General features: G+C 73.0%; 10 protein-coding genes. 6 read left to right on the top strand and 4 right to left on the bottom strand.

Annotation, left to right across the window (positions count from 1 at the left end):
* Nucleotides 1–132: 132 nt before the first annotated feature.
* Both ABWK59_RS23955 and ABWK59_RS23950 read right to left on the bottom strand, forming a co-directional pair.
* Entirely contained in the window at nucleotides 133–654 is a 522-nt protein-coding gene (locus tag ABWK59_RS23955) for a hypothetical protein (RefSeq protein WP_354642661.1), read from the bottom strand.
* 16 nt (nucleotides 655–670) lie between these two features.
* Complete coding sequence (locus ABWK59_RS23950) at nucleotides 671–7,939, bottom strand: polymorphic toxin-type HINT domain-containing protein (RefSeq protein ID WP_354642660.1); 7,269 nt, start codon at nucleotides 7,937–7,939, stop codon at nucleotides 671–673.
* 299 nt (nucleotides 7,940–8,238) lie between these two features.
* On the opposite strand from ABWK59_RS23950, the gene ABWK59_RS23945 reads away from it, so the two are divergent.
* Both ABWK59_RS23945 and ABWK59_RS23940 read left to right on the top strand, forming a co-directional pair.
* A complete protein-coding gene (locus ABWK59_RS23945; RefSeq protein ID WP_354642658.1) occupies nucleotides 8,239–12,579 on the top strand; it encodes a ricin-type beta-trefoil lectin domain protein in 4,341 nt (1,446 codons plus the stop codon).
* Nucleotides 12,580–12,840: 261 nt separating this feature from the next.
* Nucleotides 12,841–16,632 (top strand): beta-N-acetylglucosaminidase domain-containing protein, encoded by a 3,792-nt coding sequence (locus ABWK59_RS23940; RefSeq protein ID WP_354642657.1) that lies wholly within the window; start codon nucleotides 12,841–12,843, stop codon nucleotides 16,630–16,632.
* A gap of 48 nt (nucleotides 16,633–16,680) precedes the next feature.
* Here ABWK59_RS23940 and ABWK59_RS23935 read toward each other — a convergent pair whose 3' ends face one another.
* Together ABWK59_RS23935 and ABWK59_RS23930 are read right to left on the bottom strand one after the other, a co-directional pair.
* A complete protein-coding gene (locus ABWK59_RS23935) occupies nucleotides 16,681–17,331 on the bottom strand; it encodes an HAD family hydrolase (protein WP_354642656.1) in 651 nt (216 codons plus the stop codon).
* A 156-nt stretch (nucleotides 17,332–17,487) separates the two neighbouring features.
* The gene (locus tag ABWK59_RS23930) at nucleotides 17,488–18,108 is read right to left on the bottom strand and encodes an HNH endonuclease (protein ID WP_354642655.1); all 621 of its coding nucleotides are present in this window, start codon (nucleotides 18,106–18,108) and stop codon (nucleotides 17,488–17,490) included.
* A 349-nt stretch (nucleotides 18,109–18,457) separates the two neighbouring features.
* On the opposite strand from ABWK59_RS23930, the gene ABWK59_RS23925 reads away from it, so the two are divergent.
* The 4 genes from ABWK59_RS23925 (at nucleotide 18,458) to ABWK59_RS23910 (ending at nucleotide 23,402) form a co-directional block, all read left to right on the top strand.
* The gene (locus ABWK59_RS23925; protein WP_420492842.1) at nucleotides 18,458–19,573 is read left to right on the top strand and encodes a mechanosensitive ion channel family protein; all 1,116 of its coding nucleotides are present in this window, start codon (nucleotides 18,458–18,460) and stop codon (nucleotides 19,571–19,573) included.
* 162 nt (nucleotides 19,574–19,735) lie between these two features.
* On the top strand, nucleotides 19,736–20,926 hold the full coding sequence (locus ABWK59_RS23920; protein WP_354642654.1) for an ROK family transcriptional regulator: 1,191 nt from the start codon (nucleotides 19,736–19,738) through the stop codon (nucleotides 20,924–20,926).
* Nucleotides 20,927–21,079: 153 nt separating this feature from the next.
* A complete protein-coding gene (locus tag ABWK59_RS23915; protein WP_354642653.1) occupies nucleotides 21,080–22,435 on the top strand; it encodes an ABC transporter substrate-binding protein in 1,356 nt (451 codons plus the stop codon).
* A gap of 10 nt (nucleotides 22,436–22,445) precedes the next feature.
* Nucleotides 22,446–23,402 (top strand): carbohydrate ABC transporter permease, encoded by a 957-nt coding sequence (locus ABWK59_RS23910; RefSeq protein WP_354642652.1) that lies wholly within the window; start codon nucleotides 22,446–22,448, stop codon nucleotides 23,400–23,402.
* Nucleotide 23,403 lies beyond the last annotated feature (1 nt).

Raw genomic sequence — 23,403 nt, 5'->3', positions numbered from 1 at the left:
GCCCACCCCCGACCCCGACCGACACGGCACGGCTGTGACCGGAATCGGTGGCGCGCGAACGACGGCGCCGCCCTGCGGGAGGAGTCCCACAGGGCGGCGACAGGGGTCCGACAGGCTCGGCGCGGGAGGGAATCAGCCCTCGGCTGTCCGCAGATCCCAGGAGATCCGTTCGCCTGCGGCGGCCCGGACCCGCCCCAACCGCTCGCGGTCGGACTCGACGAGGGAGAGGATCTCGAAGGCGTAGCTCGCCGCCCCGACCGACTCCCCGGACAGCACCTCGCGATAGAGCAGCCAGAGCCCGGCTCGCACGGCCTCCTCGCACTGCTCCACGAGGTCGGTCTCGCGCGGCAGGGAGGGGTCCTGCCCCTCAGCCGAGAGAATGAAGAGCAGGGCCTCCAGCAGTCCGAACCGATGAGGGGGCGGCACCTCGTCGGCCAGTGCCGCCAGGAGCACGGACACGGTCGGGAGGGCGGGCTCCAACAGCAAGGAGCCCGGCGTCGTCACGTGGTCGCTCAGTTCCCCTCCGTCCATCGGCGGCCCGTCTTCGAGGGCCAGCCTCCGGAACTCCTGGGCGAGGTGCTCCGCGGGCTGACCGCAGCCGCACCTCATGGAGGCCCAATCGTGGCGCTCGACCTCGATCTCCAAGAGCTCCATGGCTGCCGACCCCTTCCTACTGGTGATTCCAGACACCCCCTGGCTCGCCCTTGATGCCAGGAACGAAGTTGGACTCCGGGTAGTCGCCCTGACAACCCGTGCAGACCTTCTTCGGGAAGGCGGTGAGGAGCCCGTCCTTGCCGCGCCTGACCTGGACCGCCACGGTGAAGATAACCTCCGACGGGTTGCCTCCGAGCGCCAGGAGGGCATTTCCTTCCGCGCAGTACGCACACCCGGACGAGGCCAGGGCGATGTCTCCGGTACGGGTGTTCAGTGCGGCCACATAGGTGCGCTTACCCGTCTTCGAGGAGCGACTGAACAGGGCGAACGCGGAGAGCCGCTGCTCGGCGAGCTGAAGCCGCTCGGCCTGGTTCCACCCGGGCTGGGCCTTGTCCACCTCGATCACCGCGGGGCGGTCACCCGCATCTCCCCGCGTGGTCGGGCAGTTGTGGACCAGGACCGAAGTGGTGCCGGCCTGCACGTAGTACGTGTGGAGCTGGTCGACGGTCAGGTTGTGGGTGGTGACGGCGTACTGGTAAGTGCGGACCGTGGTGACGGTGAGGGTGGAGCCGTCGGGCTGGCGGAGGTGCTCGCCGGGCTGGAGTCCGCCGGCGTCGACCCACTGGTGGCGGGTCTCGCTCCAGTAGGGGTGGTGGTAGGTGGAGGTGAGGGCTGCCGGGGGGCCGCGGGGGTTGGCGTCGTCGGCGAGGGTGAGGTCGGTGAACTGCTTGTCGTCGGGGGTGGTGATGGTGGTGGTGACGGTCTTCGGGGCGGTCTCACCGGTCTGCGGGTCGGTGGCCATGACCACGTCGCCGTCCCGGACGTCCTCGATCGCCTTGGTGCTGCCGTCCGCCATCAGCACGCGGGTGCCGGACGGGAAGCTGTTGCACTTGGTCGGAGCGGCCTCCGCGTCGGCTTCGGCCTTCGTTGCCTTGTTCTCCGTGCTGGCGGCGTCGCCGGCCGTCTCCTTGGCGGCTTTCTCCTCGGCGGCCTTGGCCGCCTTGGCTTCGGCCGCTCGGGCCTCGCCTGCGGCACGTCGGGCCTTGGCCACCGCGCTGGAGGCGTCCGCGGCGGCGCGTTCACCCGCGCGGATCACGTCGTAGGCCTTGTCGATCTCCTTGTAGATCTTGACGGCCTTGATGCCGACCTTGATCGCCTTGAAGAGCTTGCCCCAGGGCACCGCGTTGAGCGCGGTGTTGACGCAGGCCATCACGTCGCCCTTGGTGAAGCAGTCGCGGGCGTCGTTGTAGCCGATCAGGTCGCCGATCATGTCGACGACCTCGTGCACGATGTGGTCGCGCTTGCGCTTGCCCTCGGCGACGGTCTTCTGGGCCGCGTCGTAGTCGTCCTGCGCCTGCTGCTCCTCCGCGGTCGGCGGAGGCTCGGTGTTGCGGGTAGGCGTCCGCTGCAGGGAGCGGCACTCCTCAGGGGTGTCGCAGGCGACCCGCAGACCGTTGGCGTCGGACTTGTTGACCGGGCTGTTGTTGGCGTACGCGTAGGCGTTCCACTGCTGCGGATCGCCCGCGTCCATGATCGGGTCCGGGCTGATGAACCGGCCGGTCTTGGGGTCGTACTCGCGGGCGCCGAGCAGGGTCAGACCGGTGGCCGTCTCCTTGGTGCCGCCCACGAAGCCCTTGTTGCCCGCCCAGACACCGGCTCCCGGCTGGGTACCGCGCTCGTTGCCGAACGGGTCGCTGGGACGGCGGGTCTGGGAGAGGTCGCCCGCGTTGAACTGGACGCCGTTGGTGCCGTGCGGGTCCGAGCCCTGGTAGGCCAGGGTGGAGGCGCCGCTGGTGGTGGTGCGGGTGACGGCCAGCCCGCCCGGAGCGGCGTAGGTGCGCACGTTGGTGACCGCACCGGTGCCGGTGTCCAGGGTCAGCTGGTCGCTGCCGAGGTGGAGCGTGGTCTTGCCCGGGTCGCGGCGGATCAGCTGGTTGCCGGCGGTGTCGTACAGGTACGAGGTGCCGGCGCTCTCGCCGGTGCCGGTGATCCTGTCGAGCTTGCCCTGGTCGTTCCAGGTCAGGGTCTTGGTGCTTGGCGTGCTGGTGATGGAGCTGGTGTTGCCGCTCGGGTCGTAGCCGAACGAGGTCACCGAGGTACCCGACGGGCCGGTCTCGGTGGACTTCAGCAGGGCGTGCGGGCCGCCGCTGCCGGTCTTGAGGTCGGCGGACGGCTTGTTCGCGCCGGTGCCGAACTCCTGGGTGACCGTCACGTCCTTGGACGCGGTGCCGGTGACGTCCTTCTTCACCAGCTTCTTGCGGTTGCCGATCGTGTCGTACTCGTAGGTGTGCCAGTACGGGGACGGACCGCCGACGCTCGGCTTGCCCGTGCCGTCGACCGCCGGTCCGGCGGCGTTGGCGCAGCCGCCGATGCCGCGGACGCTGGGCTGGGGAGCCGTGGTCTGGGTGCCGGTGTCGGTCCAGGCCTGGGTCAGCCGGCCGAGGTGGTCGTGCGAGAAGCACTGCAGGTCGGCGACCAGGCCGTCCTGGGCGTCCCGGACCGAGGTGACCTGGCCGAGCTGGTTGTAGGTGTAGTCGTTGACGTCGACGCTGGCGGTCGGCGCGTTCTGCTTGTCCAGGATCGACCGGACGACCCGCCCGGTCGGGAGGTCGTAGTCCGTGGTGGACACGATCTGGGCGCCGGAGACGCCGACGGTGGTACGGATGGTGCGGCCGTACGGGTCGTACCGCAGGTCCGCGACGTAGGTCGTATTGGTGAAGCCGATGGAGCTGGACAGCGAGGACGGGTTGCCGAGGATGTCGGTGCCGAAGGTCAGCGTCTCGGCGGCCATGCCGGCCACGGCCGGCAGCTTGGTGGTGGCCAGGCGGCCGTACGCGTCGTACGTGTTGACGGTCTCGTAGACGCCGCCCAGCTTGCCCTCGGCGGTGGCCGGGATGGTGACCTTGCTGCCGAGCTCCCGGTAACCGCTGTCGTAGCCGGTGATCTCCGAAACGTAGGCACTGCCGCCCGCGCCGCCCACGTACCGGGTGGTCGAGGTCGGCTTGCCCAGCGCCTTGGTGTCGTAGACGAACGCCCCGACCTGCTTCGCCGGGTCGACGGCCGTGCCCTCGTAGCTGGCGATCGGGCGGCCGAGCAGGTCGGTCACGGTGGTCGCGCTCTTGCCACGGGCGTCGGTGGCGGTGGCGAGGTTCCTGGTGTCGTCGTAGACCGTGCGGCTGGTGCCGGAGTCCGGGTCGGTGGACTTCACGGAGCGGCCGAGCAGGTCGTACTCGAAGGTCCACTGGTTGCCGGCGGCGTCCTTGCGCCAGAGCTCCTTGCCCTGGGCGTTGTACCCGTACGTGGACTCGTCGTACGCGCCGGTGGGCTGGTTGGTCTTGTACTGCCGCAGCGCGACCGTCTGACCGCGGCCGTCGGTGACGGTGGCGGAGGCGTAGCCGCCGGACGGCGGGATGCTGCGGGTCTCGTCGACGCCGGGGTACTCGGTGCGGGAGCGCCACTGCTCGATGCCGTAGGACTGGAAGACCGAGGCGGTGACGCGGCCGAGGCCGTCGAAGACGGAGACGCTCTGGGCGGGGATCTTGTTGTCCGGGGTGGCGCCGCCGCCCGGGACGAACAGGGCGCCGGCGGGGGCGGCCTGGTCGTTGTAGTAGGCGGAGCTGGTCTTGACCTGGTAGCCGTGCGAGTCGAAGAGCGCGTCGGTGATCATGCGCCCGAACGCGCCGGACGGGGTGGAGGCCTGGGTCTGGCGGATGCGGCCGAGGCCGTCGTAGATGGTGAAGGACGAGGTGTAGGTCTTGCCGTCGCCCATCAGGGCCTGGCTGAGCGTGGTGGACGGCGCGTTGGTGCCGTTCATCGCGTACGAGAACACGCGGTCGGCCGGGGCCTTGGCGGACCGGTCGCTGCCGGGCTGCCAGACGGCGACCAGGCGGCCGAGCGCGTCGTGGTCCTGCTCGCTGATCCGGCCGTTCTCGTCCTTGGCCTTGACCGGGGTGGCGCGGCCGACGTCCAGGGTGGTGACGGTCTGCCAGCCGAGCGGGTTGGTGTGGGTGATCTGGGTGGGCAGGGAGCCGGTGGCCGGGAAGTACTCGGTCTTCGTCACCGCGCCGTTCGCGTGGCCGGCGTCCTTACGGGTCGGGTCGGTGGTGCTGGTGACCCGGCCGTAGTCGTCGAAGGCGGCCTTGGCGGTGGTGCGGTAGACGGCCTGGCCGTTGGTGTCGTACCGCTCCAGCACCTCGGTGGCGGTCTGCTCGGACTTGGCGCCGGACTGGCCGAGCGGCAGGCCGTCGTAGTAGGCCCGGGTGTCGGCCACGGTGTTGACGCCGGTCGGGCTCTGGCCGCAGGCGCCGGAGAGCACCAGCGTGCGGGAGGCGAGCTGGGTCAGCGCGCCGTTCGGGCCGGTGGCGTACTCGAAGGTGGTGCAGAGCCGCTGCTCGGGGTGGGCGAGGTCGGCCTTGTCGTCGACCACGGCGGGACGGCTGGCGAGCGTGCCGTCGTACTGGGAGGTGCGCTCGGCGGTGCGCCAGGTGCCGTCGGCGAGCTTGGAGCGGGTGGTGACCTTGCCGGTGTTGACGGCGCGCGCGGTGATCGCGGGCATCTCGCCGGACTGGGCCCGGGTCGCGGTGACGGCGCCCTGCCACGGGTCGCTGACCACGTCGGAGACGACGTTGCCGCCGTCGCGGTCATAGGTCAGGGTCTGCCGGATATAGCCGGAGAGGACGTTCTCGTCGGTGATGGTGCCGCCCTGGACGTCCGGCACGCTCACGGATCGCTTGGAGCCATTGGCCAGGACGTCGCCGTCCATGCCGCGCAGGAAGGTGGAGACGGACTGGGTGCGCGGCGCCTCGCCCGCGTTGCCCGAGCCGGACCGGGTGGTGACCGTGGCGTAGCCGCGGAACTGGTCCCAGGTGCGGGTCTTGGGGTCGGCGAGCTCGGAGTCGTTGCGGTGCCAGGCGGCGCCGCCGCCGTACTCGTAGTCGGTCACCGTGGTGACCTGGCCGGCCACCATGTCCTGCTGCGTCACCGACTGCACCAGGATCTTGTTGAACCAGTCGTTGACCGGGTCGGGCGCGGACTGGCCCGGCAGGTACCACTTGACCGGCATGCAGGCCATCGTGTTGCCGTCCTCGGAGGACGGCATGGTGCCCTTGAGGCGGGAGCACTCGGCGGGCTTGTAGACGACGTTGATCCGGCCGCCGGTCTCGGTGGTGATGGTCTGGATGCGCGGACGGTTGTACAGCGGGGCGGAGGCGACCGTGCCGTCGGGGCGGCGGACGTCGCCGTCGACGCGGTTGGCGATCTGCAGCGGGGCGAAGCCGACGGCCGGCAGGGTGACCGGGGTCGGCTTGCCGTTGGAGCCGGTGCGCTGGACGGAGTCGAGCCAGAGCGCGGGCGAGGTGCCGTCACCGGGGTCCTGGAAGGACTGGTTGAGGGCGAAGGAGTCGACGGTCCGGTACTGGGTGCCGTCGAGCACCTCGGTGTCGATCCGGGTCAGGCGCTTGGTGGTCCAGAAGGTCGGCGAGACGACGGTGCACTCGCCGGTGGCCGGGCAGTTCTGGTCGACCGGGGTGTCCGGCCAGGACTTGGCGTTCTCCTTGGTCCGCTGGGCCGGGTCGCAGGTGATCGCCCCGGAGGGCGTGCAGCGCTCGGTGGTGCGGAACCACACCTGGGCGGCGGGCTTGGCCGCGCCCTTGGCGGCGACCTGGTCGGGCAGGCGCTGGCCGTAGCCGATCCAGACCGGGTAGCTGCCGCGGTTGTAGACGGCGCGGGTGCCCTTGCCGTTGTTCTGGCCGCCGCCACGCTCGTAGAAGTTGTCCTCCTGCGCGTAGCGGTAGGTGATCAGGTTCTGGTGCGGGTCGACGACGTAGTCGAGCGACCACTGCCAGCCCATCTGGGACCAGGAGCCGGTGGCCGGGGAGCCCGTGCCCAGGCACTTGTCCTGGCCACCGGGCCAGTGCACCGGCACGGTGGAGACGGAGTTGGCGGCCGGGTCGGTGCCGTCACCGCCGGGCAGGCGGCCCGCGCCGAAGTAGAACTGGGTGCCGTCGACGGTGGTGACCCGCCAGGCCTCACCGGCCCAGGCGCCGTTGTTCTGGTTGGTCAGCCGCTCGACCTTGGTGCCGTCCTCGCCCTGGAGGTGCCAGACGCAGGAGTTGTCGTCGCGGACGAGCTGGCCGGCGTGGCCGGCGAGGGAGAGCGAGAGCAGGTCGCCACCCCAGCACTGGTCGCCGGAGTTCTCCACCCCGGCGTCCTTGCAGCTCTTGTAGCCGCGGCTGATGGAGCCGGGGTGCCACTCCCAGCCGTCGCCGATCCAGGAGGGCTGGGCGTTGGTGGAGGCGGTCCGGCCGTCCACCGCCGAGGAGTCGTAGCCGAGCGAGATGCTCGGGGCCGCGCCGCCGAGTGCGGACGGCAGCTCGACGGTGTAGCCGTAGGTGAAGTTGGCGGCGTTGGCGCCCGCCTGCCAGGAGGCGGAGGGAGTGAGCGGGGAGGCGGCGAAGTCGCCGCTACTGCCGGAGGGGCCGGCCTCGACGGCGAGAGCGACGCTCTGCCCGGCGGCCGCCTGCGGGGCGGCGAAGGCGCTCGGCGCCTGGGACTTGGCGGCCCCGGCGGCGGCCGGGAGCTCGACCTCGGCGACCAGGCGGCCATCGGCGTCGCGCTGCGCGGCGACCGGGGTACGGGTGGTGCAGCCCGCGGCCCCCGGGGTGGTGAGGGCGCAGCCGGGCAGCTGGACGACCCGGGCGCGGTCCGCCCAGTTGGCGCCCGCGGCCTTGGCCCAGGAGGAGGGGTCGAGGCCGACCCTGACCTTGCCGGCGGGGGCGCCCTCGCCGGTGTCGGTGAGGGCGACGAGTGCGCCGTTCACGCCTGCCGAACGGGTCTTGGCCGGGTCGGCGACGTCCACCTTGACCTTCGCCTCGCCGCCCTTGGCAGGGGCGAGCGGGGCGAACTGCTTCCGCGGCTTGGCCTCCTGGGTGCGCGTCACCCAGACCGGCAGGGTGCCGGCCTGCGCGGCGGGCGCGTCGGCGGCGTCCCGCGCGGCCGGGGCGGCCAGCGCGCCGCCCGCGAGGGCGGTCGCGCTGCCCGAGGGGGTCGCGGCGTCGGCCGGCGGGGTCCACGCCTTGCCGGTGGGCGCCGGCTTGGGGTTGGTCCTGGCGTCGCCGCCCTTGACCGGGTCACTGCCCGGCAGCGGCGTGTTGGGCGGTACCCAGACCTTGGGAGGTTTCGCCGCCTTGGCGACCGCCTCCGCGGACGGGATCGTCACCACCGACATCAGCACGGCGAGCGCGCAGGCCGCGGCGATCCGCGATCTACGGGCGCCCGGGCGCGCCAAGAAGCCACCCCGACGAGACAACTGATTCCCCCACAGGACAGGAGCGCGAGAAAACGGGCAGACCAAGGCCCAGATCACGGGCACCCTACGGAGCGGGTGTCCGACGCGTACAGAGAAATCCGCGAAGTTCCCGGCGTGGGCAACGTCACACCGCGGCCAAGAGGTGACTCGTCGGACACAAAGGACATTTGACGGATCAAACGCTTTGACAGCGGAGGATCTGTGTGGGGATTGTGCGCCTGACCTCTGCTCACTCACCGCTCACTGCGAGGATCTCCACTTTGTGGCCTACCCATCCCGTGCGGATACGCAGACCCGGCGCCGCCCGCGGACGCCGGTCGTTCGGCGCCTCGGTCCTGCCGATCGCCGCCACCGCCGTGCTGTCGCTGAGCGCGGGCCTGCTGGCCGCGCCGCCTGCGCTCGCGGCCGACGACCGCGGCCACGGCCCGGCTGCCGCGAGCCGGCCCGACCTGCCCGCCAAGCCCGCCCCGACCGAGATCGAGAAGGCCGTCCGGGCCGCGCGGGCCCAGGCGCAGCGGACCGGGAAGGCCGTCCCGATCGACCGGCTGACCGATGCCGGTTCGCAGACGGTCGCCAATCCGGACGGCACGCTCACCACCGAGTCCTCGCCGGTCCCGGAGCGGGTGCAGAACCCGGACGGGAGCTGGCGGCCGGTCGACGCCACGCTGCGGACGGCGGCGGACGGGAGCGTCGCCCCGGCGGCCGTGCCCTCGAAGCTGGCGTTCTCCGGCGGCGGCGACGGCCCGATGGCCACCATGACCACCGCGGACGGCCGGAAGCTCGCGGTCAGGGCGCCGTTCCGGCTGCCGAAGCCGACCCTGGACGGCGACAGCGCGCTCTACCCGTCGGTCCTGCCCGACGTGGACCTGCAGCTGACCGCGACCCCGCAGGGCGGCTGGCGGCAGGTGCTGATCGTGCGGACGGCCGAGGCCGCCGCCAACCCCCAGGTGCGCAGGCTGCACCTGGACCTCACGGTCGACGGGCTCACCGTCCAAGCCGACGCGGCCGGCAACCTCACCGCCGCGGACGCCTCCGGGAAGGCCCGGTTCACCGCGCCCAGCCCGGTGATGTGGGACTCGGCCGCCGCGCCGGCGGCCACCGGGGCCGCGGCAGCCAAGAAGTCCGCGCCGGCGGCCAAGGCGGCTCCGGCCGAGGAGGCGGCGGCGGTCTCCCGCTCCACCGCGAAGGGCCCGGGCGAGCACGCCAGGGTCTCCCCCATCGCCGCCACCACCGACGGCCGGGGCATCGACCTGGTGCCGGACGCCTCGGCGCTGGGCAAGGGCACCGGCCCCTGGTTCGTCGACCCGGGCTGGAACCCGACCGCCGACAGCACCAACCAGGCGTGGGCGCAGGTCCAGGAGTACTTCCCCGAGTCCAAGCAGTACAACAGCACCTCGTACAACCAGGACAAGCCGGCCACCGGCTACTGCGGCTACATCGACTCGGCCAACCCGTGCCCGGAGACCGGCCGCACCCGGGCGTACTTCCGGATCGGCATCAACTCCCAGATCCACAACACCACCGTGCTGGACGCCCGGCTGAAGGCCACCATCGTGTCCTCCTCCAGCCCGTCGACCAGCACGCCGATGGGCCTGTACTGGACCGGGCCGATCAACGAGTGGACCCGCTGGAACGCGCAGCCCTGCGGTACCGGCTCCACCATGCAGAACTGCTCGAAGATCGGCATGAACTGGATCAAGGGCACCGGCGAGATCTCCTTCGACGTCACCTCGCAGATGCGCCAGGCGGCTGCGCAGAAGTCGCCCGACTTCACCTTCGGTCTCGCTCCGGACGACGAGTACAACAAGTACTACCGGCAGCGGTTCAACAACACCCCGCACATCGTGGTCACCTACGACATCCAGCCCACGGTGTGGTGGCCGCGGACCCGTCCGTCGCCCGGCTTCGCCAGGGACGGCAGCTCGGCGGACTGCTTCATGCCGAACCAGACCCACCCCTGGGACAACCCGGGCTGGGTCGGCGCCACCGGCCTGACGCTGACCACCGCGACCTGGTCACCCACCCATGAGCAGCTGCTGACGACGTTCCAGATGTGGGACGACGACAACAACGGTGCCAGCAAGTACTTCCCGACCGGCTGGAACGGCGAGTACGGCGATGCCACCGTGAACGTCCCCGCCGACCAGCTGATCGACGGCCACCAGTACGGCTGGCAGTCGAACACCACCGACGCCACGCTGACCAGCGGCAACACCGACTGGTGCTTCTTCCGGGTGGACCGCACCCCGCCGACCGCGAAGGTCACCTCCACCGACTTCCCGGAGTCCGGGACCCTCGGGGCACACCCCAAGCTGGTCGGCCAGGAGGGCGAGTTCACCCTCACCGGCTCCGACCCGGCGCCGACCACCGGCACCCGGACCTCCGGCCTGGCCTGCGCGCGCTGGACCACCGACCCGGTGGAGGCCGCCGCGACCGGCTGGCGCTGCACCGACGACGCCACCGACAAGCGGATCGTCCGGATGACCGACGGCGCGGCGAAGGTCAAGGTGACCCCGGCGAAGTGGGGCACCAACTTCGTCTACCTGCAGACCCAGGACAACGCCGGCAACCTCTCGCAGCTCGCGGTCTACAGCTACTACGCGCCGTTCAATCCGGCCGGTCCCAAGCCGGTCTTCGGCGACATCACGGGTGACAGCAAGCCGGACATCCTGCTGCCGGACTCCAGCGGCAGCCTGCGGGTCATCGGCGCCGGAACCGACGCCTACGCGGCCCCGAACGCCAAGGGCCAGACCGCACCGGGCGGCAACGGCTGGAGCACCCTCCAGTACGCGCACCGGGGCAGCCTCGGCGAGAAGAGCGTCGACGACCTCGTCGTCCACGTACCGGGCGACCCGGCGCTGCTGATCTACACCAACGACGTGGCCAACGCGAGGTTCGACGACCAGGCGCCGGTGGCGGTCGCCAAGCCGACCGGCTGCGCCAAGCCCGACTTCACCCCGATCGACTGCGCCGCCCACGGGTTCGACACCCGGGGCAGCTGGGCCAAGGTGAGCCAGATCGCGGCGTTCGGCTCGCCCACCGGCGACACCGGCCAGGTCCGCGGCACCGGGATCTACGCCCTGCCGTACACCTCGCTGCTGTTCGTCGAGGACGGCCGGCTGTGGCTGGGGACCAAGGGCGCCACCAACCAGCTGGACGGCACGGCCATCCTGCTGTCGGCCAACGACAAGGCCTGGGACACCTACGACCTGATCACCCCGGGCCGTGCCAACGGCAACGACTTCCCCACCCTGTGGGCCCGGTCCAAGGCGGACGGGACGGTCCACGCCTTCACGGTCAAGGGCACCAAGGACGCCCCGGACCTCAGCGGCTTCACCGACCCGACCAAGGGCTGGATCGCCAACGGCGTCGACCCGAAGCTCTACTCCCGGGTGGGCTCCGACGGCGACGTGACCGGTGACGGCATCCCCGACCTGTGGGCCGTGGACACCAACCGGCAGCTGGTCTACTTCGCCGGCAAGGGCTCCGTCGCCGACCAGGGCAACGGCATCGTCTACCCCACGGTGTCGGGCCTCGCCGCCCCGGTCCAGCTCGGCAACCTCAACCTGCCCCGGGCCCAGTGGAAGCTCACCGACCCGGGCGGCACCACCGTGCCCAGCGCGGTGGGCGACTACCCGGGCACCGCGTCCGGCGTCAGCTGGCCGACCGAGCCCGTCGACGGCCGCACCACCGCCTACGCCTCCCTGGACGGCACCGCGGCCAGCATCACCACCGGCCGCACCGTGATCGACCCCCGCTCCAGCTTCACCGTCCGGGTGAAGGCCAAGGCGAGGGCCACCGGCGGCGTGGTGGTCAGCCAGGACGACAACCGGGCCAGCGCGTTCATGATCTACGCCGACACCCGGCTGAACAGCTGGATCTTCACCATCGGGACCGCCGACGACGACAACTGGTCCTACGACGGCACCTGGACGTCCAACGAGCGGGCCCGGGTGCTCCTCGACACCTGGACCGACCTGACCGCGGTCTACGACGCCCCGACCGGCGCGATGCGCCTGTACGTGGACGGCGTGCTCGCCTCGACCGGGTACCACAGGGCGTCCAACACCCCGCCGCCGACCGGGAACCTGGTGATCGGCCGGTACAAGTACCAGGGCCAGCCGAACGCCTTCTTCAAGGGCGGGGTCAGCAACCTGACGGTCTATCCGTACGCGTCCTCGGTCACCGCGCCCGGCGCCACCGGGCCGATCGCCTTCGCCGGCGCCCCGACCAGCTGCGTGGACAACGACTACAACCGGACCACGGACGGCAACAAGATCCAGGTCACCGGCTGCAACGGCACCGAGGCGCAGCGGTTCGAGGTCCGCAACGACGGCACCCTCCGCGTCACCGGCAAATGCGTGGACACCCTCAACAGCAGCCCGGCGAACCAGGCGGCGGTGGTGCTGATGACCTGCAAGGGCACCGACAGCCAGGTGTGGCTGCCGCGGGCCGACGGCAGCCTGTTCAACCCGGTCTCCGGGCGCTGCCTGGACCTGCCCTGGGGACGGCCGGACCCCGGCACCCAGCTGCAGCTGTTCGACTGCAACGGATCCTCGGCCCAGAAGTGGACCACCGCGACCCTGGGCACGGCCCCGCTGCCGGTGACCCCGCTGTAGCGGCCTCCGCCGGACCGGGAGCGGCCCGCAGTGCCCCGTGCACTGCGGGCCGCCGCGTCGTCCGGGCCGGGTGCCGGACGGTGCGGACGGCGGAGCCGCGCCAACTCGGACATACCGCCCATAGCAAGCAGCGACGTTGACACCGGCGCAACCAGCTGATGGGCTGGCCGCGTCAAGACGGTGGCATGGCGAGGCGGGCGTGCGCGGATCCCGGGCCGGGGCCGGTGAGCTGCAGGTCCGGGGTGGTGCGAGGAGGCTCCTGTGCAGGCGCGTGTGTCGGTGGCCGCCGGGCGGCGGCTGAGGCAGCAGATGGTGCAGAGCGCGGCCCTCCGCGAGGTGCTGGCCCACCCGGCCGCCCTGGCCGCCCGCCGGACCGCCGCGCGGACCGCGCGTCAGCTCGCGCCCAAGGCCGCCGACCGCTTCATCGCCGACATCAAGGGCACCGAACCGCTGCTGGCCTCGGTCCGCGCCGAGCGCCGCCACGGCCGCCGCTCCGGCACCCTGCAGCTGGCCGCCACGCTCTCCGCCGCCGCCGTGGTCGGCGGCCTGCTGGTGAGCGCCCCCGGGTACGCGGCGCCGATCGGCGACCAGCGCGCGGTCAGCGCCACCCTCAACGACGCCCTCCCGCTCGGCTCGGTGAGCGACCCCCACCTGTACCCGCGCCCGCAGGCGATGCGGACCGCCGGCCAGCCGGTCGGCCTCCCGCGGACCGTGACCGTGGTGGAGTCCCCCGGCGCGGACGCCCCGGCCGTGGACGCGCTGCGGCAGCTGCTCGGCTCGGCCGGCGTGGCCGAGGTGCTCCACGCCTCCGGTTCCCAGGCACCCGCGGCCGGCTCGCTGGTGGTGTACGTGGGCGGCCCGCGCGGGGTCGCGGGCACCCCCGCCGAGAAGGTGCTCGCCGACCTGGCGACCGCCGCCGGCGAGCCGGACCCGGCCGCCCTCACCCCGGCCGGCCTGCCCTCCGGCGGCTACGTGCTGGCCTCCGGCCTGCTCCCGGTGCCCGGCGGCACGGGCAGCTACGGCGCGGTGGTCCTGGCGGGCACGGACGGCACCGGCACCTTCTACGCGGTGCAGAGCCTGCGCCAGCTGCTCGCCGCCCTGCCGCCCGGCCCCGGCCAGGAGACCGGCAAGGGCTTCCCCGGCGTGACCGTCCGCGACTGGCCGAGCGGCGCCCCGGTGCGCGGCACCGCCGAGACCTTCTACGGCACCCCGTGGACCGCGGACCAGCGCCTGTCGCTGATCGACTTCCTGGGCCGCACCAAGCAGAACTACTTCCTCTACGCCCCCGGCGGCGACCCGTACCGGCTCTCCCGCTGGCGCGAGGCGTACCCGGCGAAGCAGCTGGACGAGCTGCGGCGGCTGACCGCCCGGGCCCGGGCGAACCACGTCACGCCGGCCTACGCGATCGACCCCGGGCAGTCGTTCTGCTTCAGCTCCGGCAAGGACCTGGACGCCCTGACCGCCAAGCTGGAGGCGCTCCGCTCGGCCGGCTTCGAGGCGTTCCAGCTGCAGTTCCTCGGCGTCAGCTACGACGAGTGGCACTGCTCGGGCGACCGCAAGGCGTACGGCAGCGGGCCGGCCGCGGCCGCCAAGGCGCAGGCCGAGCTGGTGACCCGGGTCCGCGAGCGGCTCGCCGCGAAGGGCCGCCCGGTGCAGCTGTCGGTCCAGCCGACCGAGTACCAGAAGCAGGGCGCGACGCCGTACCGGACGACGCTGGCGGCGGCACTGCCGGGGGACGTCCAGGTGGTCTGGAGCGGCGGCTCGGTGATCGCGGAGCAGATCTCGGGCGGTCAGATCACGGACACCGCCGGGCTGTTCGGGCGACCGCTGATGACCCTGGACAGCTACCCGGTCAACGACTCCACCCCGGACCGGCTCTACCTGGGCGGCTACGCGGGCCGCGACCCGGAGGTGGCCAAGCGGTCGGCGGTGCTGCTGTCGGCGGCGATGAGCCAGCCGGTGGCCTCCCGGATCCCGCTGGCCACGGCCGCGGACTTCGGCTGGCAGCCGGACGGCTACCAGGCGGCCGACTCCTGGCGCTCGGCGCTGCGCTCGCTGGCCGACAGCGACGCGGAGCTCGCCGCGCTCACCGCGCTGGCCGGCAACAGCTCCTCCTCGCCGCTGGCCAAGGAGGAGTCCGGCTACCTGGCGCCGCAGCTGGAGCGGTTCTGGACCACGCTGGAGCCGACCTCCGGGGTGGCCCCCGACCTGGCGAAGCTGCACGAGGCCGCCGCGCCGGCCCGCGAGGCCTTCGGCGCGATGGCCGACGCCCGGCGGGTGCTGGCCACCGACCCGATCGCGGCCGAGGCCGGCCCCTGGCTGGACCGGCTGGCCACCTACGGCCGGGCCGGGCAGGCCGCGGTGGACATGCTGCTGGCCCAGCGCGGCGGGGACGGCACGGCCGCCTGGCAGGCCCGGGTGGAGCTGCGCCGGCTGCGTGAGCAGCTGGACCGGACGCCGGTGACGGTCGGCGCCGGGGTGCTGGACGCCTTCCTGGAGCGGGCGCTGAAGTCCGCCGACACCTGGTCCGGGATGACCGCGGGCGGGGCGACCGCGACCACCACCCTGGGCACCGCGCAGGACCACGTGCCCGGCCTGATGACCGACGGCGCCGCCGACACCTTCTACTGGAGCGCGGCCCCGCCGCAGCCGGGCGACGCGGTCGGCCTGGACCTGGGCGCCTCCCGCCCGCTCGGCACGGTCACCGTGCTGATGGGCTCCTGGGGCGACGGCCCGGACGCGGCCAGCGCGGCCGAGGACTACCTGCACGACGGTGTGCTGGAGTACACCACCGGCAGCGGCGGCTGGCAGCAGCTGGCCCGGGTGCACGACCAGAAGAGCGTCTCGGTGACCGCCCCGGCCGGGGTGAGCGCCAAGGCCGTCCGGCTGCGGGCCACCGGCGGGCAGAAGACCGCGGTCGCGGTGCGCGAGTTCACGGTGTCCGCGCCCGGCGACACCCCGGCGCAGGTGAGCGCCCCGCCGGCGCTGCCCGGCTCCTCCGCCGCCGCGGTGCTGGACGGCGACCCGGACACCGCGTACCGGGCGGCGGCCGCCCCGGGGGCCTTCGACGCCCCGCTGGTGGTGGACCTGGGCGCGGCCCGTCCGCTGGACCGGGTGACCGTGCTGACCGACCCGACCGTCCGGGCCGCCGCGACCGCGCAGGTGCGCGGGGCCGACGGCACCTGGACGCCGATCGGCACGGTCCGGCCGGGCTACAACGAGCTGCCGGTGGGCGGCCGGGCGGCGGACGCGATCCGGCTGGTCTGGGCGGCGGGCGGCGAGCCGCCGGTGGTCAACCAGATCATCCCCTGGTACGCCGACACGCCGGTGGCCCGGATGACCCTCGCCGACCCGACCGTGGACGTGGTGGCCGGCCAGGCCGTGCCCGTGCAGGCCAGGGCGGTGCTGGAGGCCGTCCGGCCGGACGGCCTGACCGGCGAGCTGAAGGCCGAGGTGCCGGGGGTGGCCAAGGGCCTGTCGGTGGTGCCGGCCGGTGCCGTCGCGGTGCCCCGCGGCGGCCGGGTGAGCGCCCCGGTGGCGGTCGCCGCGGCGGCCGACACCCCGTCGGGCACGTACCAGGTGCCGCTGACCTTCACGGTGGGCGGGATGACGGTCCGCCAGGTGCTCCAGGTGCACGTGGTGCCGCCGACCGGCGGGCCGGACCTGGCGTCGACCGCGGTGGCGAGCTCCTCGGCCGACGAGACGCCGGCCTTCCCGGCCTCGGCGGTGGCCGACGGCGACCCGAGGACCCGCTGGTCCTCGCCGGCGGTGGACGACGCCTGGGTGCAGCTGCGGCTGCCGAAGCCGGTCCGGCTGGGCTCGGCGGTGCTGCACTGGCAGAGCGCCTACGCCTCCGCGTACCGGGTGCAGGCCTCGGCGGACGGGGTCACCTGGACCACGGTCGCCACGGTGGAGGACGGGCGCGGCGGCCATGAGACGGTCCGCTTCGACGCGCCGGACACCCGGTTCCTGCGGGTGCAGGGCGTCAGCCGGGCCACCAAGTACGGGTACTCGCTCTTCGGCGTGGAGCTGTACGCGGTCACGGCGCCCTGAGCCCTGAGCCCACGCCCTGAGCCCGGACCTGGTCCGGTCCGGGGCGTCTCAGGCGCCGAGCAGGTCCGCGACGGCCTCCAGCGAGCCGATCGCGCTCTCGGCAGGGGCCCCGGCCCGGTCGAGCAGCAGCGCCTGGAGGCCGGCCGCCCGGGCCGCGGCCAGGTCCTCCACCGGGTGGTCTCCGACGTGCAGCACCCGCCCGGGCGGCAGGCCGAGCCGGCCGGCGGTGACCAGGTAGATGCCGGGGTCGGGCTTGCTCACCCCGCAGTCGCCGCCCCGGACCACCACGGGGAACACCTCGTGGAGGCCGAACCAGGCCAGGTCGGCGGTGCCGTTGGTGGTGACCGCCAGCGGGATGCGGGCGGCGGCCAGCCGTTCCAGCACGGACCGGGTCTCCGGGAACAGCTCGGTCCGCTCCGCGCGGACCCGCAGGAACTCCCGGTAGATCCGCTCGGCCCGGTCGGGGTGCGGCTCGCCGATCCGGCGCAGGCTCTCGGCGAAGGCGGCCCGGCGGATCGCACCGAGGCCGGCACCGGGCATCGCGGCGGCGGTCTCGTTGCGGATCTCCTCCAGCTCCTCGGGGGTGTGGTGATCGCCGAGCAGGCGGGCGCTGTGCTCCATGGCGGGCCGCCAGCCGGACGCGAAGTCCCACAGGGTGTCGTCGGCGTCGAAGGACACGGCCGCGATGGGCTCGGGCACCGGAACTCCGTTCGATCGGGGGTCGGACCCGGTCATTGTGCCGCGCCGGCCCGGCGGGCGGCCGCAGGCACACGGCGGGCCGCCGACGCTCCCGCTGCGGGGTGCGCCGGCGGCCCATGAGGCATACCGGGTGTGACGGGCAGAGGCCCTTGTCGGTCAGGCGGAGAGCGGTTCGGGGCGCTCTCCGCGGCGGACGGGGTGCGAGCGGCCCAGCGGTGCCGGGAGGGTGCCCCCGTGGTCGGTATGGTCGCGGTGCTCGAAGTCGCGGAACTGCTCCTGGCCGCCGTACGGCTCCAGGTAGGGCCGCCAGCGCGGGTCCTTGATACCCGTGCCGATCACGCGCCAGGCCAGGCCGCTGGGGGCGGCCGGGGGGCGCTTCATCCGCCAGCCGAGTTCGGTGAGGTGGCGGTCGGCCTTGGTGTGGTTGCAGCGCCGGCAGGCGGCGACCACGTTGTCCCACCGGTGCTGGCCGCCCCGGCTGCGCGGGATGACGTGGTCGACGCTGGTGGCGGTGGCGCCGCAGTACACGCAGCGCCCGTGGTCTCTGGCGAACAGGGCGCGGCGGGTGAGGGGGACGGGCCCGCGGTACGGGACCTTGACGAAGCGGGTGAGGCGGACGACGGACGGCGCCGAGACGGCGCTGGTGGCGCTGTGCAGAGTGATCTCCGAGTCCTCCAGGCTGACCGCCTTGTGGTTGAGGACCAGGATGAGTGCGCGGCGCATCGACACGATGCCGAGTGGCTCGTACGACGCGTTGAGGACCAGGACATGCGGCACGGAGGCCTCCTTGGACGCCTGCGGCGCGTGGCTCGCGCCGGGACGAGCGGGTGATCGCGATCGGGCCGCGATCTCCACCAGTGTCGCCTTACGCCGTCGTACGACGCCACCATTTCCCTGTGAACGGACCGGCACGACCCCGGGCGGGGGTGTGCGTTCCGTCATATCCGGTATGCCCCACACACCGGCGCGCCGCACCCGCCGTGCCTGGTCGGAGCGGTCGCGGGGGTGTCCGGGCCCGGCTGACGGCGTGTGGGGAAGCGGGTCGCGGGGCCGCTAGTCTGGGACGGGTCGGTCCGCCCGGCCGGGTGGTCCGAGCCTCGCTCCCGCCTGGAAGGAAGACCCGCACGTGCTCCGGTCCGGTGCCGTCGGCCTGCTCGCCGAAGAAACCCCCCAACCCTCCCCCCTGACCGATCTCCGGCTGCCGACCAGCGCCGACGAGGTGAGCAGTACCACGCGGGAGGCGGCCAGCTGGCTGGACGCCAACTGGCAGGGCTGGGTCGAGGGCGCCCTGCGGATCATGTTCATCGTGGTCCTGGCCCTGGTGCTGCGGGCGGTGGTCCGCAAGCTCATCGACAAGCTGATCGCGCGGATGGGCCGGCCCTCGGAGGCCGATGTCGAGCTGAGCCGGTTCGGCGGCCTGCTGGCCAACAGCGGGGTGGTGAACACCGAGCGCCGGCAGCAGCGCTCGGAGGCGATCGGCTCGGTGCTGCGCAGCGTGGCCTCGTTCTCGATCATGGGCACGGCCTCGCTGATGGTACTGGCCGCGCTGGGGGTGAACCTGGCTCCGCTGCTGGCCAGTGCCGGTGTGGCCGGTGTGGCGATCGGTTTCGGCGCGCGGAACCTGGTGACCGACTTCCTCTCCGGCGTTTTCATGATCATGGAGGACCAGTACGGCGTCGGCGACGAGATCGACACCGGGGTGGCCACCGGCACGGTGCTGGAGGTGGGCCTGCGGGTCACCAAGCTGCGCGGTACGGGCGGCGAGATCTGGTACATCCGCAACGGCGAGGTGAAGCGGATCGCCAACATGAGCCAGGGCTGGGGCACCGCCACGGTGGACGTCCAGGTCGGCTACCGGGAGGACCTGGAGCGGGTCCAGGCGCTGATCGAGGAGACCGCGGAGCAGCTGGCCAAGGAGTCCCCGTTCGACGAGGTGATCTGGGGTCCGGTGAAGGTGCTGGGCGTGGAGTCGGTGGCCACCGACTCGGTGGTGCTGCGGATCGAGGCCCGCTGCACGCCGGGGCATGCGGCGGAGGTGGCGCGGACGCTGCGGATGCGGCTGAAGGCGGCCTTCGACCTGGCCGGGGTGAAGCTCAAGGAGGACGCCGCCGCGGCCGCCGCGGGCACGGCCGCCGCGCCGATCGCCGCGGTGGTGGAGATCGCCGCGCCGTCGGCGCTGGCCGATCCGGCCTCGCCCACGGCGATGGCGGCCAAGCCGATCCCGGCGCAGTCCGCGGAGTAGTCCCGGTACGGATTCCGGCGAGAGCCCCGTTCCCCCCGGTGGGAGCGGGGCTCTCGCGTGTCCGGTAACGCTTCGGCATCCGCGCATTGACACGGCCCACCCGGCGATTGGAAACTTTCCTAACAGTTGGCCCGAGGCACCCCGGCGGAGGAGGATCGACCCGTGACCGACACCACCCGTTCCCGTTCGCCGCTGGCCGGCACCCCGAGCCTGCTGCGCGCCATCAACGACCGTGCCGCCCTGGAGCTGCTGCTGGCGGGCGGCCCGCTCTCGCGCACCCAGATCGGCACCCTGACCGGCCTGTCCAAGCCCACCGCCTCCCAGTTGCTGGCCCGCCTGGAGGCGGCCGGCCTGGTCGTCCCGGTGGGCACCACGGCGGGCGGGCCCGGGCCGAACGCGCAGCTGTACCAGGTCAACCCGGCCGCCGGGTACGTCGCCGGGCTGGACGTGACCAGCGGCCACATCCGGGTCGCGGTTGCCGACATCACCGGGGTCACCCTGGCCGAGCACCTGGTGACCACCCGGGGCCGGCCGGCCGCCGACACCGTGCGGACGGTGGCCGAGGCGGTGGCGGAGACCGTCCGGCAGGCCGGACTGCCGGAGGGCTGCCTGCACCAGGTGGTCATCGGGATCGGCGGCGCCCTGGACCCGAACAGCGGCCGGCTGCGGTACGCCACCCACCTGCCCGGCTGGCACTCGCCGCGGCTGGTGCCCGAGCTCCAGGAGGCCCTCGGCACCCCGGTCACCATCGAGAACGACGTCAACCTGGCCGCCATCGCCGAGCAGGCCTTCGGCGCGGCGGCCGGCTGCGAGGACTTCGTCCTGCTCTGGGCCGAGGAGGGCATCGGCGCCGCGATCGTGATCGCCGGCCGGCTGCACCGCGGCTTCACCGGCGGTGCGGGCGAGGTGGGCTACATGCCGGTGCCCGGCACCCCGGTGGTCCAGGACGTCCGGCGCAAGGGTTCCGGCGGCTTCCAGGAACTGGCCGGCGAACCCGCCGTCCTCGCCCTGGCCAGACAGCACCGGATCACCGCCACCAGTGCCGAGCAGGCCGTCACCCTGGCCCTGGACGCCCCCACCGGCGAGGAATTCCTGACCGAGCTGGCCGACCGGCTCGCGGTCGGCCTGGCCGTGATCGTCTCGGTGGTCGACCCCGAGCTGCTGGTGCTCTCCGGCGGCACCCCGACCGCCGGCGGGGAACGGCTGCGCGAGCTGGTCCAGGCGTCGCTGGCCCGGATCGCCGTCCCGCGGCCCGAGGTCCGCAGCTCCACCGTGCCCGGCTCCCCCGTCCTCCACGGCGCGCTCCAGCGCGCCCTCGCCTCCGCCCGGGACGCCGTCTTCACCACCCACTGACCCCGCACCCGGCCGCACGCCTCCGACCCCGCACCTGACCCCGCACTCCGACCCCGCACCCGTGAACCACCGCACGAGCCGACCGCACCCATCCCCCGCACACGGGCCGACGGGCCATGCCCGCTGCCCGCGTACCCCCAGGAGAACGCTCACGTGGACACCCAGCGCACACCCCGCCGCCGCCCGCTCACCGCCCTCGCCGGCGCCGCCGCCTGCCTCGCCGTCCTGGCGACCGGCTGCACCGGCTCCCCCGCGGCCGGCGGCGAGGACGGATCCGCCTCCGGACAGGACGTCACCCTCACCTTCTGGCACGGCTGGAGCCAGGACAACGAGGTGAAGGCGATCGACGCCAACATCGCCGCCTTCGAGAAGCTGCACCCCAACATCCACGTCAAGGTGGTCGGCAACATCGCCGACGACAAGAGCGAGCAGGCGCTGCGGGCCGGCGGCGCCGAGGCCCCCGACGTGGTCTCCTCCTTCACCACCGACAACGTCGGCAAGTTCTGCGCCGCGAACGTGTGGAGCGACCTCGGCCCGCTGCTGCGCAAGGACGGCATCGACCCGGCGAAGACCTTCCCCGCCGCGATGCTCGCCTACAGCCGGTACCGCGACAACCAGTGCGCCCTGCCGCTGCTCGGCGACGCGTACGGCCTGTACTACAACAAGACCGCCTTCGCCGCCGCCGGGATCACCGCCCCGCCGCGGACCTTCAGCGAGTTCGAGGCCGCCGCCCTCAAACTGACCGTCGCCGACGGCGACTCGTACCGGCAACTCGGCTTCATGCCGAACTACCACGGCTACGAGACCGCCATCGCCCACTACCTCGGCCAGTACGGCTCCACCTACTTCGGCCCGGACGGCCGGTCCACCGTGGCCACCGACCCCACGGTGGCCGCGGCACTGCGCTGGCAGAAGTCCCTGGTGGACAAGCTCGGCGGGTTCGAGAAGCTGGAGCGCTACCGCACCGGCTTCGGCGACGAGTTCAGCGCCAAGAACCCCTTCACCACCGGCCAGGTGGCGATGGCCCTGGACGGCGAGTGGCGGACCGCCTCGCTCGCCGAGGACAAGCCGGCCTTCGACTGGGCCACCGCGCCCTTCCCCGTCCCGGACGGCCAGGCCGCCAGCTACGGCCGCGGCTACCAGACCGGCACCATCATCGGCATCGCCAAGGGCAGCCGGAAGCAGACCGCCGCCTGGGCCCTGGTCAAGTACCTCACCACCGACACCGACGCGGTGGTCTCCTTCGCCAACGCCATCCACAACGTGCCCAGCACCCTCGCCGCCCTGGACTCCCCGAAGCTGGAGGCCGACGCCAACTTCCGCACCTTCCTGGGCATCGCCAGGCACCCCGCCTCCGGCACCACCCCCGCCTCGATCAACGGCGGCGCCTACCAGGTCTCCCTGCAGAACCTGAGCTACGAGGTGGAGTCCGGCCGGCAGACCGACCTCGCCGCCGGGCTGGCCGCCACGGCCAAGGAGATCGACGCGGCCGTCGACCAGGCGAAGTGACGGCGCTCCCATGGCCCTTCCGCTCCCCTCCGCCCCGGCCGCGCTGCGCCGCAGACGCCGCCGGGAGCACGCCCGCACCCTGGCGTTCCTCTCCCCCTGGCTGATCGGCTTCGGCGTCTTCTTCGCCTACCCGCTGGTCTCCACCGTCTACTTCTCCTTCATGCGGTACGACGGCTTCACCGCCCCGACCTTCGCCGGACTCCGCAACTGGGACTACGTCCTCACCCGGTACCCGTTCTTCTGGCAGGGGCTCGGCAACACCCTGTGGCTGGTGGCCGTGATGGTCACCCTGCGGGTCGCCTTCGGGCTCGGCATCGGCCTGCTGATCACCAAGGTGAAGACCGGCGCCGGCCTCTTCCGAACCGCCTTCTACCTGCCGTACCTGGCCCCGCCGGTGGCCGCCACGATGGCCTTCGCCTTCCTGCTCAACCCCGGTACCGGCCCGGTCAACCACCTGCTCGGCGAACTCGGCCTGCCGCAGCCCGGCTGGTTCACCGACCCCGCCTGGTCCAAGCCCGCGCTCACCCTGCTGGCCATGTGGGGCGTCGGCGACCTGATGGTGATCTTCATGGCCGCGCTGCTGGACGTGCCGCGCGAGCAGTACGAGGCCGCCGAGCTGGACGGCGCGGGGCCCTGGCAGCGGTTCCGGTACGTGACCCTGCCCGCGATCTCGCCGATCGTGCTGTTCGCCGTGGTCACCGGCGTGATCCAGACCATGCAGTACTACACCCAGGCGATCGTGGCCGGGAAGGTCGCCAGCGGCGTCATCGGCGGCTCCGGCCAGCAGTTCGAGCCCGGCTACCCGCACGGCTCCACCTGGACCCTGCCGCAGATGGTCTACAGCCTCGGCTTCCAGCGGTTCGACACCGGCTCGGCCTGCGTGGTCGCGGTGATCCTGTTCGCCCTCTCGATGGCGTTCACCTCGGTGCTGCTGCGCCGCAGGTCCGGTCTGCTCGGGGAGGACTGAG

Origin of the sequence: Kitasatospora sp. HUAS MG31, from assembly GCF_040571325.1 — a bacterium.
Taxonomy (GTDB): Bacteria; Actinomycetota; Actinomycetes; order Streptomycetales; family Streptomycetaceae; genus Kitasatospora; species Kitasatospora camelliae.
The sequence above is the reverse complement of the archived record's forward strand: the minus strand, read 5'-3'. Positions and strand labels throughout refer to the sequence as shown.

What these genes read in the sequence shown, in the direction of transcription:
- ABWK59_RS23910 (WP_354642652.1), top strand. Translation starts at nt 22,446, where the DNA reads ATGGCCCTTCCGCTCCCCTCCGCCCCGGCCGCGCTGCGCCGCAGACGC.
- ABWK59_RS23955 (WP_354642661.1), bottom strand. Translation starts at nt 654, where the DNA reads ATGGAGCTCTTGGAGATCGAGGTCGAGCGCCACGATTGGGCCTCCATG.